This window comes from Pseudoalteromonas sp. OF7H-1, assembly GCF_022347825.1.
GTDB classification, from domain to species: domain Bacteria; phylum Pseudomonadota; class Gammaproteobacteria; order Enterobacterales; family Alteromonadaceae; genus Pseudoalteromonas; species Pseudoalteromonas maricaloris.
Genome location: NZ_JAKRFX010000010.1, coordinates 117,601 through 132,283, shown reverse-complemented (window position 1 = coordinate 132,283; position 14,683 = coordinate 117,601). Strand labels below are relative to the sequence as shown.

Annotated in this window: 12 protein-coding genes; 4 read left to right on the top strand and 8 right to left on the bottom strand. The window is 44.7% G+C overall.

The window, feature by feature from the left end; translation table 11 throughout:
• The first annotated feature begins 188 nt into the window (after window positions 1-188).
• Complete coding sequence (locus MHN30_RS14035; protein WP_239360077.1) at window positions 189-3,014, top strand: TonB-dependent receptor; 2,826 nt, start codon at window positions 189-191, stop codon at window positions 3,012-3,014.
• An 80-nt stretch (window positions 3,015-3,094) separates the two neighbouring features.
• Here MHN30_RS14035 and MHN30_RS14030 read toward each other — a convergent pair whose 3' ends face one another.
• The 4 genes from MHN30_RS14030 to aroQ form a co-directional block, all read right to left on the bottom strand.
• Entirely contained in the window at window positions 3,095-4,684 is a 1,590-nt protein-coding gene (locus MHN30_RS14030; RefSeq protein WP_239360075.1) for a PepSY-associated TM helix domain-containing protein, read from the bottom strand.
• Between the two features lie 3 nt (window positions 4,685-4,687).
• Entirely contained in the window at window positions 4,688-4,942 is a 255-nt protein-coding gene (locus tag MHN30_RS14025; RefSeq protein ID WP_130165286.1) for a hypothetical protein, read from the bottom strand.
• A 528-nt stretch (window positions 4,943-5,470) separates the two neighbouring features.
• Window positions 5,471-5,926 carry an azurin gene (gene azu / locus MHN30_RS14020; RefSeq protein WP_130165287.1) on the bottom strand — a complete coding sequence of 152 codons (456 nt, stop codon included), beginning with the start codon at window positions 5,924-5,926 and terminating at the stop codon, window positions 5,471-5,473.
• A gap of 305 nt (window positions 5,927-6,231) precedes the next feature.
• Window positions 6,232-7,437 (bottom strand): gamma subclass chorismate mutase AroQ, encoded by a 1,206-nt coding sequence (aroQ, locus tag MHN30_RS14015; protein WP_239360073.1) that lies wholly within the window; start codon window positions 7,435-7,437, stop codon window positions 6,232-6,234.
• A gap of 284 nt (window positions 7,438-7,721) precedes the next feature.
• On the opposite strand from aroQ, the gene MHN30_RS14010 reads away from it, so the two are divergent.
• Entirely contained in the window at window positions 7,722-8,396 is a 675-nt protein-coding gene (locus MHN30_RS14010; protein ID WP_130165288.1) for a TorF family putative porin, read from the top strand.
• Between the two features lie 136 nt (window positions 8,397-8,532).
• Window positions 8,533-8,982, top strand: coding sequence for a DUF4920 domain-containing protein (locus tag MHN30_RS14005; RefSeq protein ID WP_130165289.1), 450 nt, complete (start codon window positions 8,533-8,535; stop codon window positions 8,980-8,982).
• On the opposite strand, the gene MHN30_RS14000 is transcribed toward MHN30_RS14005, so the two are convergent.
• The 4 genes from MHN30_RS14000 to MHN30_RS13985 form a co-directional block, all read right to left on the bottom strand.
• Window positions 8,956-9,255: an AzlD domain-containing protein gene (locus tag MHN30_RS14000; protein ID WP_039491726.1), complete on the bottom strand. Its 300-nt coding sequence runs from the start codon at window positions 9,253-9,255 to the stop codon at window positions 8,956-8,958. The genes MHN30_RS14005 and MHN30_RS14000 overlap by 27 nt on opposite strands.
• Window positions 9,252-9,935 carry an AzlC family ABC transporter permease gene (locus MHN30_RS13995; RefSeq protein WP_239360071.1) on the bottom strand — a complete coding sequence of 228 codons (684 nt, stop codon included), beginning with the start codon at window positions 9,933-9,935 and terminating at the stop codon, window positions 9,252-9,254. Before MHN30_RS13995 ends, MHN30_RS14000 begins: the two co-directional genes overlap by 4 nt.
• Window position 9,936: 1 nt before the next feature.
• The gene (locus MHN30_RS13990) at window positions 9,937-10,737 is read right to left on the bottom strand and encodes an AraC family transcriptional regulator (protein ID WP_130165290.1); all 801 of its coding nucleotides are present in this window, start codon (window positions 10,735-10,737) and stop codon (window positions 9,937-9,939) included.
• A 98-nt stretch (window positions 10,738-10,835) separates the two neighbouring features.
• Window positions 10,836-11,309, bottom strand: a complete 474-nt coding sequence (locus MHN30_RS13985; protein ID WP_239360070.1) for a nuclear transport factor 2 family protein — start codon at window positions 11,307-11,309, stop codon at window positions 10,836-10,838.
• Window positions 11,310-11,961: 652 nt separating this feature from the next.
• Between MHN30_RS13985 and MHN30_RS13980 the strand changes: the two genes are divergently transcribed.
• Window positions 11,962-14,616: a glycoside hydrolase family 16 protein gene (locus MHN30_RS13980; protein WP_130165292.1), complete on the top strand. Its 2,655-nt coding sequence runs from the start codon at window positions 11,962-11,964 to the stop codon at window positions 14,614-14,616.
• Window positions 14,617-14,683: the final 67 nt, after the last annotated feature.

Here is a 14,683-nt window from a genome sequence, read left to right as displayed (position 1 = left end):
CTTGAATATTCAATAAAAGTAAATAAATATTGCGCAAATCGTCTAGAATCATTTGTTGGAACGATTTAATTGTGTTATCAGTATAAAAAGGCGCAATAAATAACCTATTTCATTCCCTGTGGTGATAATAAGAAACTTTCTATCGTCAGCGTCTAATTATAATTTGGAACGTTACAAAGGAAACCGTTATGACAAGAACAAAACAAAAAACGACTTTGGCGTTGGCAATCGCCAGCTTGTGTGGTTCGGGCGCTATGGTGTGGACGGCCCCTGTGCTTGCTGAAGAAGCAGCGTCGGAAGCTGTTGAGAAGATTATGGTAACGGGGTCGCGTATCGCGCGGGCAAACCTAAGCAAACCTGGTGCGGTAACCACAATATCTAGGGCGGATATTGAGCAAACCGGGTTTAAAAATATTGGTGATATGCTGCAAAATCTAACGGTTTCCGCCAGTGCACCTAATGCTTCTCAAAATGAAAATACGTCGGGCGTGACAAACTTTGACTTACGCGGTTTAGGTGCACAGCGCACATTGGTCTTGCTAAATGGCCGCCGCTTACCAAACGGGGGAAATGGCGCGGATGCTGCGGTTGATCTAAGTGCTATACCTACTGCGATTATTGAACGTGTTGAAATTTTATTGGACGGTGCCTCTTCTATTTACGGCTCTGATGCGGTGTCTGGTGTCGTAAACATTATTACTCGCCAAACGGGCGATATTTTTGAGGTCAGTGGCTCCATTGGCCAATCTGCTGAAGGCGATGCTGATACAACTTCTTTGGAACTTGTAACAGGCATTGTTGGTGATAAAGGGCGCTTTATGGTGAGTGCCAGCTACGATGAAAAACAAGAAGTGTATGCTGGCGACAGAGACTTTAGCCGCTATGATTTAACACTTAATCCCGATGGCAGTTACGGCCAAGGCGGTAGCTCCGCAATGCCATGGAGTAACCTAAAAGTCACGGATGAAAACGGCAAGGAAATATTTGTTACCCGAGGCCCAGAATACGGCGAGTGGCGTGAAACTATCTCCGATGCGTCACTTGCGCAAAATGATTTATACAACTACCAAGAGCCGAGCTTGCTGCAAACGCCTTTTGAACGCTATAGCATGAGTGCGTTTGGCGAGTATGATCTTGGCAATTTGAAGTTTTCGGATGACGTGGTATTCAATTTCGAGGCGCTTTATTCACATCGAAAATCCACAACCAATGGTGCGCCTCAGCCATTAGTTCCAGTTTGGGGTGGGTATTTAGATTTTACTTACTCTCCTGATAACTACTACAACCAGCAATTTGGTCCAAAAGACAAAGATGGTAATCCTTATGCCATCAATGACTGGCGTCGCAGAATGGTAGAAACCAATGGCCGTATGAACCATGTAGAAAACAGCCAATACCGTATTGTGATGGCGCTCTCTGGTGATTTTAATGCAGATTGGAGCTGGGAGTTGGCCTACAATTTTGGTCGCAACTCAAACAAACGACTAAAAACCGGTATATTCAATTGGCCAGCGGCTAAAAATGCGGTTGGTCCTACCCATTTTGATGATCAAGGCGTGCTGCGCTGTGGTGCTACACCGGATACGCTAATTGAGGGCTGTGTGCCGCTTAATATCTTTGGTCAACCCGGTACCGACTCTGAGATTTCCGAGGACATGCTAAATTATCTCTCTGGTGATTGGCCAGGGATCCAACAAGGCCATAACCAGATTAAAATCGCCAGCGCGAATGTAAGTGGCGTAGTGGCGAGTTTGCCTGCGGGCGACCTCGGTGTGTCTTTTGGCATCGAAAATCAAAAGGTTGAGGCACGCAATCAAACAGATGCCGTTTCTATTAATATTTTAGTCACGGATGGGTTAGGTAGACCAACAGGCGGCGAATATTCGCTCAATGAAGCCTACCTAGAAGCTGTCGTGCCACTATTATCAGACCACGATTGGGCGCAGAGCCTAGAGTTAAATCTCGCGACTCGATATTCAGACTTTGATACGTTTGGCTCGACCACCAATTCAAAAGTGGGCGTATTTTGGGCGTTGAATGAGCAGTTGAGTTTTAGAGGGACTTGGTCACAAGCATTTAGAGCGCCTAATGTGGTGGAACTTTATAAAGGAAGGTTACCTGGCTTTGAAAATGGCGACGATCCTTGTGCCGTAGCAAATCCAAACCAAAACTGTGTTAGCACAGGCGTTCCCGCTGATGGTAGTTACCGAGAAACGATCGGACAGATCAGAACTAATACTGGCGGTAACACCGAACTTGAACCAGAAACCGCGACGAGCAAAACACTTGGGGTAATTTATCAGCCGAGCTGGCTTACTAACGGTTCAATCACCTTAGATTTTTATGACATCCAATTAAAAGATGCCATTGGTAACATTAGCGCGGTGACTAAATTGAGTGAATGTATGAATAATGGTTTGTACTGCGACTCTGTTCATCGCGTTCAATCTGGTGAGTTTCAGGGGGTGATCACCGGCGTTGATGTGTTTAATGAAAACCTCAATGCATTAAATCGTCAAGGGGTAGACGCTGAAGTTCGTTTTGAAATCGGGCAGTTTTCATTTGGTGATTTGAGTACCGCACTAAACTGGTCATTTGTGAGTAAACATGAAGTCATTGAACCTGGCCTTGCAACCAAAGACAGAGCCGGACAGCGCGTTAATGGCCAGATGGCAGTGCCTGAGCACAGAGTTAACTTTGCACTTAATTGGCAGCATGACGACTTTAGCGCAAGTTGGCAAAGTTACTACATCGATTCAATGTTAGAAGAAGTATCGGTTAAACAAGGCGACCAAATCGTTAACTTTACCAATACCGTTGATAGCACGCTGACACATAATGCTCAAGTAACCTACCATGTAGATTCTGTTGATACTCAAATTACGCTGGGCGTTAACAATCTATTGGACGAAGCGCCGCCTTTTGCGACGGGTAATGGAAATAACGCAGATCCCATTCATTCGTCTTTATATTTGGGTCGTGAGTACTACCTAAGATTTAAGACAGAGTTTTAATTTCACATTGTTTCCCTGTGAGAGTAAGACAAAGCGGGCTGGGTTAGCCCGCTTTTTTCATTACCTTACACGCTGTTTGGCTAACTCATGGTTTGTTGTGGCTGCTGATCTTGCGAAACAGGCACAGAAGTTTGTGCTGCCGCGTTGATCTGTGATACTGCTTTCCAACAAATCAAGGCCATTAAACACATAAGTGCAGTTACAATAGCAAAGTCAACTCTCGTTTGAGTGGGTAATGTATTGTACTGGCTAACAAAAGACGCCGCATTCATGACCGCGCTTAAGCAATAGCAAATGCCACTTAAACCTAATAATACTTTGCTAAACGACAATACGTGCTTTGCGAATTGGCTGCTAATGAGTGCAAAGATAAAGGCAGAAAACATCGAAAACTTAACCGTCTCTAGTTTGTCTATGTGATTTGTCGATAGAAAAGTTGTCATCGCGAAACCAATGGCGATGGCCAATAGCACACCGATAAAGCCACCTGATGTTAATCGTTTTACAAATAATAGACTTTTAGCACTTTGCTTTTTCTGCTTGGCACGCTTGTCAATCCACATCAAATTACCGGTAACGATTAAATAGGCGGTTGCAAGGCCAAGACTCAAAAATGCCAGTCGCATGCCATATCCAGCAAAATCTCCAAAGTGAAGACTCGCGATGGTAGAGAGCCCTGCGCGAACAGCGTTGTCGTAGTTGTTTTCAGTGAGATAAATTTGTGATTGGTCGTTTAGTGTGTATTGTACTTCTTTGTAATTTGAAAAAGCATCGTTACTTTTCGCGGTAAAACTCACTACTGCGTTTTTGTCGCCAAAGTGGGTGATTTCCACCGTTGTGAGCGACACATCCCCTAACGTATCTAGTGCCTTTACTCTTAGTTGATCGACGCCGCGCATTGGTCGTGATTGCTCCAGTGCTTCGATATTTGGTTCATTAAATCCAGCGGCTTGGAGTAGGGCGGTTTGATTGCCACCGTAAAGTAATACGGCGTATGAAATCTGATAAATGATAACAAGATTAAATACTAATCCCGTGAAGGCATACATTATGTGAAAAGGTAGGCCCATCGTGCCAATTAGATTATGAGCATCTAACCATTTGTCTTTTTTACCTTCGGCGCGATATTGGAAAAAGTTTTTGGCTATTTTGCGCCAGTGAATGATGATCCCGCTTAGTACAGCAACGAAGAAAAATAGGGTGATGATCCCAACAAAATAGAGTCCGGCGCGGCCAAGCCCTAAATCGTAGTGCAACTCATAGAGAAAACTGGCAAATTCAAATCTGTCGGCATCAGCGAGGACTTCTCCCGTCTGTGGTGATAGCAGAAGGTGCTGGTCTTGATGATCTTCGCCCGTGAGCGGCTCGTCTAAATGGGTTGCAAAGTAAACTTCAATAAAAGGGTTATGTGGCGTAGGCTCGCGCATAAAAAAGCCATGGTGTGTATCGACATCGTATTGCTGCGCAATTGATGTAATCGCCTTGTCGTAGGAAATGGCGCTAAGTGGCTCGTTAGACTGGGCGGCTAAGGAGGCACGCTCCCAGCCCGTGATGTTGTCTCTGAATAGGCTCAGAGATCCCGCAATAAACACAATGAATAGTACCGTTGAAATAATGATCCCAATCCATGCATGTGCTTCGGTCAAAGATTTTAGTGTTTGATTTTTCATTGTTTATCTTATTAACAGTAATGCTGTGTTTAGTAGCAAAGAGGGGATAAAGATAGCAAACAAAGGTTTGCACGCGGCTTTAGCATTTGAAAATGCATAGCTCCAAACTAAGATCCCCGCCCATATCGGAAATGCAAGCACTAGGCCTATCATCAGTTTTGTGGACTCTGAAAATGGCAGGAGTAAATTTAGGTTTAGCACCAAAGAAATAGACAGTAATAGCCCTAAGAAAAATCCAACTAACGTTTTAGGCCACATAACTTATTCCCCCAAAAAATAGAGATAGCAAAAAAACCAGTGTTGAGCATAGATAGAGGCGCTTTACTGAGTATCCACTTATTAGGGTCACCGACACCAAAGAAAACATAATTAAAACGAGACTGGCTAACATTGCAGAAATAATTGGGTATTGCAGAGTCAATATAATAACCCCAGACAAAACAAGGACTAAAGCCATACTGTATGCTGTGGGTTTATGTATCGAAGAGGCCAAAAATCGTTGCTTAGGACTTGCTAAGTAGAGTAACACGGCGGTAAACCAAAACGGTATAATTGAGAAAAAGCTCATGATGGTGATAATCATTATTGTTTGCAATTGATTGTAATGATTATAGGTATGTTGTTCAAGGGGGAAAGTAATAATTGCAGTGAGAGAGATAGCCTAACAGGAGTGAGGTGGCGGAGTGCTTGAAAAAACCGCTTCTTCATCGCGGGATAAAGCTCGAGTGGAAAACTGTAAGAGCGGGTTTTTGAAAAGGCTCAGTATAAACTCCGCTCCGAAAATGGCTAGCTAAGTGTAAAGGTGCCTTGCATAATGGCGAAATGACCCGGGAAGGAGCAGAAGAACTTGTAGCTGTCGCCTTGCTTTAACTGCTCAGTAGAGAAGGTCACTGTGGTTTGCTCGCCACCGCCAATCACCTTTGATACGGCTAAAACGCGGCTGTCGTTTGGCTTTACATAGCTATTATTTGCACCTGCCGACATACCATCGGTTGCAACGGCTTGAACATCTGCAGCTTTGCTCAACACCCAGTTGTGGCCCATGGTGGTGGCTGGCAGTTTGCCCGTATGCTTTAACGTGACTGAAATCTCTTTACAGCTAGATGGCGCACTGAGTGATTTTTTAGAAAACTGCATCATGTCGTTGGCTTCGATGCTGAGCTCACATTCATTTGCTGATGCGGCATGGGAAAAAAGAAAGGTACCGACGCTAAGCAATGTGATGGAAAGAGAGGTTTTCATATTTTACTCCTTAATTAAAAATCATTCTCATTATTATCTTTACCAAGGTGAATGTAAATGGATGCAGATCAATAAAACGGGTCTTTGCGTGAAGTGACTGAAATTAAAGAGTGAAAAGCAAAATGAAAGTTTAACAGGCCCAGATGTTCAGGCCATCAATGCAATGGAAAGCCGTCAAGCTGCTAGAACAAGGCAGTGGTTCTTTTAAAACCATTGCCTTATGGCTGATGTCGTTGGTGTAGTCCTAATCAGGCAAGACATCAGCTAATTCGACTTGTTGCTATCGCAACAAGTCGCTAATTTGTTTATGAAGCAGTAATAGTGCAGTTATCCACCCTACGCACCTTTTGCAGTGCCGAAAAGAGCCTAGCTTTGTCGTTTGCAAAGAGCTGTTCGGTGTTTATTATTTGATTAAACAAGCCTGCCTGTTCATCCGTGAGGTTACCGTGCTTGGCAAGATGCTGGGTCAGAGTTTCAAGAATGGCTGCACCAAGCTGATTTAATGTGCTTCTTAGCTGATCCAAATTGGCGTCTTCGTTTGGTACGCCTTCAGCTAGCCATTGTGCCCGGTATCTGTATTGAATCGCCTTTGCAGCATCCATTTGTGCTTGGAAAAACGCCTCAACGCTTGCACTATCCAGACATTGCTGGCGGGCTTGCTCTAGCGCTTTTGAGAGCACAGTGGCCTCACGGGATAAGTCTTCAATTGGCCTGTGTTGTTGTGCTTTAAACAGTGCTACAGGCTGCATCTGAGCAAGGCGTTGGTTGATATGTGAGAATAACTCCTCTACAGAGTCTGTTCGCGTTTTGACCAATGCATTCGCCTTTTCAACGATCTGTGCCAGCGCGGCGCGAGCTTCATCTTCGCTTATCGGCTGAGATCGTTTTTCCATTTTCATCAGACCAAACAGCGTATGGTTGTCCGCGTTATCCTGAACGCTTACTTCGCGCAGTGTCAGCTCAGGGTAAACCACTTTAAGTGCGCAGCTACCTACGGCAACGGTGTTTTGGTCAAATTGTCCATTTGCAAGTAAGCGAGCCGCTTCGTTGGTGCCTTTGGGTACGGGCTTGGTTTGTACCTGATGAGCATTGAGCCAATGACCAATTTGGTTCAGGGCTGCCGGGTGGGATGCTGCATGCGTAATTTTAGCTGTCTTGTTCAATCCAAAAACACACATTTCGATGGGCATATGCACAGCGGCACTCAGCTCCGTTACCTTGTAGTTACGCATCGCATTGACAATGGCTGGGACCAGTTGTCCTTCAATAGTGGAGTTGGCCAGCGCGCTGAAAGCCCAGCTCTGCGTTTGCGCGGCATTGGCATAAGTATGCTCCGGGGTGCCCGAGTAAAAACGCTCATACTCCTGCGACTGGCGGCTGGCGAGTAGGTCAAGTGCGGCATGATTAAAACTCCCCGGCCCAGCTTGTACATAGACAGATGCGGCATGGGTTGTCAGTGTAAATAGCAGTGTGGGTAACGCCAGTAAGCGAAACATAGATGACAATTTCAAGGACTTTTCCAAAGGTTTTACAGGCAAAAAACGGATCCTAACAGAACCATTAGGTGCTGTCCTGCAAGCGGAGTGATTTATTGATAACTCACAGCGCACTTTATGTACCTGCTTACTCGCCTTCTAGCATCAATGAGTACTTTTTTATTACCGCCAGCCAAACGCTTATAAAACGGAAAATAATCATGCCAAGCACGTTAACAAGCGGATAAAACTGTATCAGTGACAGGGTGGAAACGGCGGTCTATGCTTGAAATGACTGCAATTAAAGGGTGATTTCAAAGATGAAAAAATACTGGCTGCTGCCATTGTTGTTTACTCCACTATTTGTCAATGCGGCGACATCTTCTACCGTAACATTGGCTTCCGATTACTTATTTAATGGCGTAAGTCAAACTAAGGAAGACGAAGCGCTTCAAGTCAGTTTAGATTGGTTTGGAAAAAGTGGTTGGTATGCTGGAGGCTGGGTGTCTCAAGTAGATTTTGGCGATGGTACGGATGTAGAAGGAGATCTGTATGGTGGCTACAAATTTACGCTAATTGAAAAGTTAAAACTTGATGTTGGCCTTACTCAATATACCTATCATGGTGATGATGTGAGTGCTGATTACAACTACGCAGAAGCCTATGCAAAGTTTAATTATGGCCAGACAAACTTAGACTTTTGGTATGCATGGGATTACTTTGGAACTGGGGCTGCTCACGGGATAGTGATGCTCACGCATAGTATCCCAATCACAGAGCGGTGGTCACTGACGCTCGGGGTTGATCATTCAATGAGCTTTGATAGTGATAAATACGAATGGGAGTCGGGTGATGATGACTATACCCACTGGCATCTAACTGGAACTTACTCGATAAGCACTTGGTCTTTTTCATTGGGCTATGAAAGCAATGATATTGATTCCTATGCAGATTCTACATTTGTGGCGTCAATTTCAAAAACATTTAATTTCTAAATTTACCTTTTATTAACTTTTGTGTTGATTTTAGTTGCGAATTGTACTTTTATATAGCTATATGCTTGATGCTCCATAACTTTTTATAGGAGTAAGCAATTGATGAGGTAATAGTGATAAAAGCTATGGAGTCGCAATGATGAAGGATACGATAAAACTAACAGCACTCTCTTTGGCGGTATTTTCTCGGTTTAGCTTTTCTAGCCCGCTAGAATTTGCCGGTGGTGCAGACATGTCTAAGTTAGTCGAGGCAGAGCACATATTGCCAAATCTCAATGACTACACAACAAACCTTGTGACCGTAAAAGGGGTGGTCACTCATGTTTGCAGAAAATTAGGTTGCTGGATGACGCTACGAGTAGCAAATGGCCTAGACGTAAATATCGAAGTTGAGCAAGGCGATATGGTATTTCCACTTGCTGCGATTGGCCGTGAAGCTCATGTGACGGGGCGCTTCGAAGCGCTAAACCAGCGCGCTTTGGCTTGCGTAAGTAAAGCACACGATGAAACGGCACTTATGTGTTTGGGATTTAATCCAACGGCTGTAACCATTTCGCATTTAGTACAGCAAGTAAAACACAGCTAGGCTCCCAAACGTGGTGACATAGAGGTTTTTAAAGCGAAACGCCAGTATTACCGCAACCGTTGCGGCGACCAAATAGGGATTGCTTGGCGTGATGGCAAGTTGCTTGTCTTGAATAAATACAATGGGTACCCAAATGGCGGTCAGTACGCAAGGGGCGCTAAAACTTAAAAAGCGCTGTAATTTAGGGCCGATAGTAAAAGGCAGTTGTTTTGCCAAAAATAAATACCGAGTTGCAAACGTGACGCAAGCCATGGCTAAAATAGTGGTGATCATACACGCTCCTTTTTACTTTGTAGCACATATCCCACCGACATCCCGAGTAGTGCTGAGGCGATTAAACCAAATTCAAAATGGATCAGTTTGAATACTAAGATAGTTACTGCCGACGTTAAACAGGCACATAACACGGGTAATGCGTTAATACTCGGGACCACTAAAGCAATAAATATTGCCGCAATCGCGAAGTCTAAGCCAAGGTTGGTCAAGTCAGGTAAAAACTGACCTGCGACGATACCAATGAGCGTCCACAGATTCCATGCAACATAAAAGCTACCACCTGCGATGAGCGCATACACGAGCCGAAGTTTGCCTTGATAGGCGCGGTGGTGATGGGAAAACGCAAACAATTCGTCAGTGAGAAAAAACGCAATGGGGCCACGCCATTTAAGGGGCTTATCCATCATTTTGTTGCGGATCGCAAGGCCATAGAGTAAATGTCTCGCGCTAATAATAAAGGTAGTCGCAAGCAAGGTGATAAGCGCGGTGTCTTTGGCAATAAGCTCTATTGCCACTAACTGCGCTGAGCCTGCAAAAACTAATAACGACATTAACTGTGCTTCGAGCAGCGTAAAGCCATTTTGCACGGCAAGGGAGCCACACAATATTCCCCAAGGAAGCACGGCGAGATTTAATGGCAACATATCCCAAAAGCCTTTGCATACTGCGACTTTCATATTAACAAGCCTTGCTATATTGACTGGGAGTGATCCCCATATTCTTTTTAAAGTGACGGTTGAAATGGCTTTGGTCATAAAAGCCTACGCTTAATGCTGCATGGGAAACACTTTTGCCACTGCGCAATAATGCTTTGGCATGATTAAGCCGGTGTTGTATTTGAAAGGCATGGGGAGTGAGGCCAGTGTGGGCCTTAAACACGCGAATAAAGTAAAAGGGACTCATGCCGACAAGGTTCGCTAAGGAGTCGAGTGATACATCTTCAAATAAATTATCCAAAAGAAAATGGCGTGCTGTGGTAATTCGCTGCTTCACCGAAGGGATTTTTGTATCGAATGTAACTTTACCTTGCTTATTGCTTAAATAAGATAGCAGAGTAATAAGTTGAGACTGCTTTTCAAGTACGCTGGTATCACATTCTAAGACGTTAAAAGTGGTGTTCATGAGTGCCGCAAGCGCTCGGTCGTGTACCACTGCATCATGGAAAAAAGGAGCCATTGCCTTGCCATCACCAAGAAACTGATTAAATAGTTCAGGCGTTGGGTAGAGTGAACGGTATGAAGACTTATCTTTGGACGCCTTTCTGCAGTCGTGCACCTGCTCTGCATTAATCAAAATGACACTATGCTGACTAGCTAAGTGTTCACCGCCACTGCGGTAGAATCGCTGCGCACCACTATCTACTAGGGCAAGCGTATAGCCGCTGTGGCTATGTCTACCAAAGTCTTCCTGCTTATCAATGTTGTGTAGTACTTCTAGGCCACCGAGTTCACGGTGAAAACTAAACTTTGAGTGCTGCATAATTCTCTCCCCCATTGATTAAGAGCGTATCTGTCTTCACTCAAAAAGTCTTGTACAAAATTGCACAATGCCATAAACAATAACCGGGTTAATAACGCCTAATGCCAAGTCTCTTTTTTGATCACGTTAACAAGGCGGTGATTGATTAAGCATCGGCCATCGATTACTTTAAGCTCGTCTTCATACACTCCGTTAAATACGGTGATTGGGGCATCTGATTGAGATTTTGGCTGCTGATAAAGAACAAAGTAGCTTTTAGCACTAAACTTATTTGCCTCGATAGGTTGAATATCGGCACTGGTTATCATGTGCATACTTTTTGTTGTTTTTATGGCTTGTTGCTGCCTTATTGTTATTTCTTCAGCACCAGTAATATTGATATTGAGTGCTGGGATACTAAATGTTGCATCCTGTGTAAAAACACTTTGGTATGCTTGTGCCGAATCCGAATCTCGATATTTTATGTAATTGTGTAATGTCGTCTCACAGAGGCGCTGGTTACTGCTTGGGTTGGTGGTCATGCAACCACTCATAACACCTGCCGCTGCAATTAAAAGGAAATATGATTTCATAACGTGCCCCTAATTTTTTGCTCTCAACCTGAGGTTTGGATAAGGAATGAGCTGATTCATTGTTTTTAACTCACGTAAAATTATTCCCTTGTCTAGCCAGAGAGTTTTGGGGATAACAAGACGAATTTACGCACCAATAGCTGGCTATTGGAAGTGAATTCAACGCAGTTAGCGCTAAAACTGGCTGCTAGAAAGGCATTAATTATCCGAAGCTCAGGTTCGATAATCTCAGTGAGTTTAACTGTATTGTCAACCAAGCGAAAGCGTATGATTTATCTTGATGTAGCGATTGCGTAAACATGTAAAGCCCCTTTACAGCTTTTTCTGCTGCGGTTTTATTAGATGCTACTGATCTGTTAAGTCTGTATTTATGGCATGCAGATCTTCACCTTATGACAATTTAATATTGACGAATAAATTAACTTAGTTTACTTTTGTGAAAGCGCTTACATTTTGCGTGTGTTTTTTTAACTCCATTTGTAAGCGCTTACATTTGTTGCTAGGAACGCGCTGAGTAGTCTTCCAGCGTATAGCTAAATAACCTGCTCTGAGAAACGATGAGTTAATCGACGGCTTATCTAAGCCTCAGGTTAAATAATAAAGTTCTTAGTATTCAACCATTTGACAACGACGTTTTGCATCGGGGTAACTGATGAAAATTGCAGCAAGAAAATTAACAAAGCTATGCACCGCAATATCTGTGGCTATCATAGCGGGATGTGGCGGAAGCGCCGAGACAGAAACTAATTATAAATCCGTTGATACCACAGCGCCAGTTTCAGATTGGACGCTAGTGTGGAGCGATGAATTTGATAGCGATGCGATAGACACATCTAAGTGGACGCACGAGGTAAATTGCGACGGCGGTGGCAACAATGAAAAACAGTGTTACACCGACAGTGAACAGAACGCGTTTATTGCCGATGGCATGCTGAATATTGTCGCTACCCCTGCGCAAGCAGGCGCACAACTGCCGTATACCTCGGCAAGATTGAACACCAAATATAAAGCAGACTTTAAGTATGGCAGATTCGAAATGCGAGCCAAGCTACCAAGCGGGCAAGGCAGTTGGCCCGCGTTTTGGATGTTGCCTACGGATGAGGTTTACGGTGGCTGGCCCAAGTCTGGTGAAATAGACATCATGGAAGCGGTAAACCTCAAGGTCGCTAATGAAGACGGCTCGGTTGAATCTAACGTGCATGGCACGCTGCATTACGGCCGTGATTGGCCTAATAATGTTCACACCGGTAAAGCATACGCCATACCTGATGGCGTAAATCCAGCCGATGACTTCCATACCTATGCTGTGGAGTGGCAAGAGGGTGAGATCCGTTGGTACGTTGATGGTTATCTCTATGCCACGCAACGTCAATCGGAGGTTCGTTACAACTCAAAGCAAGAAGCGGTTGGTTTAAAACACCGTGGATGGTTTGCTGAATACTACGAGCAAGGCTCTGGCGAGCTGGTTACTCATTGGGATAGTGCGCCTTTTGATCAACAGTTTCATCTTATCTTAAACCTTGCCGTTGGCGGTGATTGGCCAGAAAACGTTAATAATAAAGGTATCGACTCGGACGCCTTTGTGAACGGACAATCGTTTGTAGTTGACTATGTCAGGGTGTATGAATGCGGCTCTAATCCTGAAACGGGCAAAGGATGTGAAACGGTGCGCCCAGGCTACGACGACCTTGAGGATGCGTTAGTCGAAGGCGAAGCACCTATTCCGTCGCCACCTTCTTCGGGTACCGCTAAAAACCTAACCATCTTTGATGATAATTTTAACGTTAACTGGCCAGCTTGGGATTGTTGTGGTGGCTCTACGCCTGCACTGGTTGCAGACGAAAGCCGTGGCAATGTTGTTGAGTTTATGGTCGGTGAGACGCCAACCGTAAATGGCTTTACCAGCCGTGCCGAATTTATCACAGATCCAAGCGGTAAAGCCTCGCCATTTGATGCAACGAGTATGCTAGAAGCGGGCTATATTCGGTTCGATATGCAAGTGACACAAATGCCTTCAGACCCAAGCGCAGCATGGAAATTTAAAGTTGAAAGCCAAGGTGCTTCTAGCGCTGCTGAACTCGATCTTTTTGCAAGCGTTGAAGGACAATCACCAGCCGCAGGCTCGTGGCAAACTTATACCTTCCCATTACAGCAGTTGGCTGACGCAGGACTTGATGTGTCAGCCATTGATGTAGTGATGATCTTCCCAGCATGGGGTGCCGGAAATGGTGCTATCTATCGTGTTGATAAGGTTGAGATTGCACAGGATACAAACTTACCTTCGTTGACCTTATTTGAAAATGCCATTAACGCTGAGTGGCCGCTTTGGGATTGTTGTGGTGGCTCGACACCAGCTGAAGTCTCTGACGATGCGACGCATGGTATTGTTGCTGAATTTACGATTGGTGACACACCAACGGTAATGGGGTTTTCGTCTCGAACGGAAGTGGGCGGAGCTGGAAAGCCGTTTGATGCAACTGCAATTTTAGCAGGTGGCGTAGTACAGTTTGAGATGAAAGTCATGAGCCTACCGTCAACGCCTGATGCCCCTTGGCTACTTAAAATTGAGTCTGACAATGCCGCGAGTGCGGTTGAGCTACCACTATCTGAATCACAAGAGGGTGTAGCGCCACAGGCCGGTGAATGGCAAACCTATACTTTCTCAATTGAAGCTTTGGCTCAGGCAGGACTTGATCCAAGTGCAATTGATGTGGTGATGATTTTCCCAGCTTGGGGCTCAGGTAGCGGTGCGGTTTATCGTGTTGATAACGCAAAAATCTTTCATCCTGACGGTGACAAGGCGAGTGGTGGTCTAAGCTTATTCAAAGATCAAGCTGCTGAGCAGTGGTCAATTTGGGATTGCTGTGGTGGCTCTACACCCACAATCGAAGTGGACGAAGATGCAGCCCATGGTCAAGTTGCGCAATTTGTTATTGGTGCAACCCCAACTGTGATGGGGTTCTTAGCGGATGACGATGTCTATTATGATGCTTCCCATTTACTAGAAACTGGCGTAGTTAAGTTTGATATGAAAGTGACTTCAGCACCTGCAAATATCGACGCTCAATGGCTGTTTAAAATTGAGTCAAATGATGCCAGTGCAGCGGTAGAGCTTGCTCTGAATCAAAGCGCTGAAGGTCAAGCTCCAGAAGTTGGCAAATGGCAAACGTATACGTTTCCACTTCAAGCTTTGTACGATGCAGGACTCGATATTAGTGCCATTGATGTCTTGATGGTATTCCCCAGTTGGGGAATGGGCGAAGGCGCCGTTTACCGCATAGACAATGTTGAAATCATCAGTCAATAAGCCAGTGTGGATCGCCAATAGTGCTTTGAACTCGGTGATCCAGCAGCAAGAATAGAATCGCAGGGCA

Coding starts and splice junctions, on each gene's coding strand:
- MHN30_RS14025 (WP_130165286.1), bottom strand. CDS start 4,942: ATGTGGCCTAAAACGTTAGTTGGATTTTTCTTAGGGCTATTACTGTCT.
- MHN30_RS14010 (WP_130165288.1), top strand. CDS start 7,722: ATGAAAAAATACTGGCTGCTGCCATTGTTGTTTACTCCACTATTTGTC.
- MHN30_RS13985 (WP_239360070.1), bottom strand. CDS start 11,309: ATGAAATCATATTTCCTTTTAATTGCAGCGGCAGGTGTTATGAGTGGT.
- MHN30_RS14030 (WP_239360075.1), bottom strand. CDS start 4,684: ATGAAAAATCAAACACTAAAATCTTTGACCGAAGCACATGCATGGATT.
- MHN30_RS14035 (WP_239360077.1), top strand. CDS start 189: ATGACAAGAACAAAACAAAAAACGACTTTGGCGTTGGCAATCGCCAGC.
- MHN30_RS14000 (WP_039491726.1), bottom strand. CDS start 9,255: ATGATCACCACTATTTTAGCCATGGCTTGCGTCACGTTTGCAACTCGG.
- MHN30_RS13980 (WP_130165292.1), top strand. CDS start 11,962: ATGAAAATTGCAGCAAGAAAATTAACAAAGCTATGCACCGCAATATCT.
- azu (WP_130165287.1), bottom strand. CDS start 5,926: ATGAAAACCTCTCTTTCCATCACATTGCTTAGCGTCGGTACCTTTCTT.
- MHN30_RS13995 (WP_239360071.1), bottom strand. CDS start 9,935: ATGAAAGTCGCAGTATGCAAAGGCTTTTGGGATATGTTGCCATTAAAT.
- MHN30_RS14005 (WP_130165289.1), top strand. CDS start 8,533: ATGATGAAGGATACGATAAAACTAACAGCACTCTCTTTGGCGGTATTT.
- MHN30_RS13990 (WP_130165290.1), bottom strand. CDS start 10,737: ATGCAGCACTCAAAGTTTAGTTTTCACCGTGAACTCGGTGGCCTAGAA.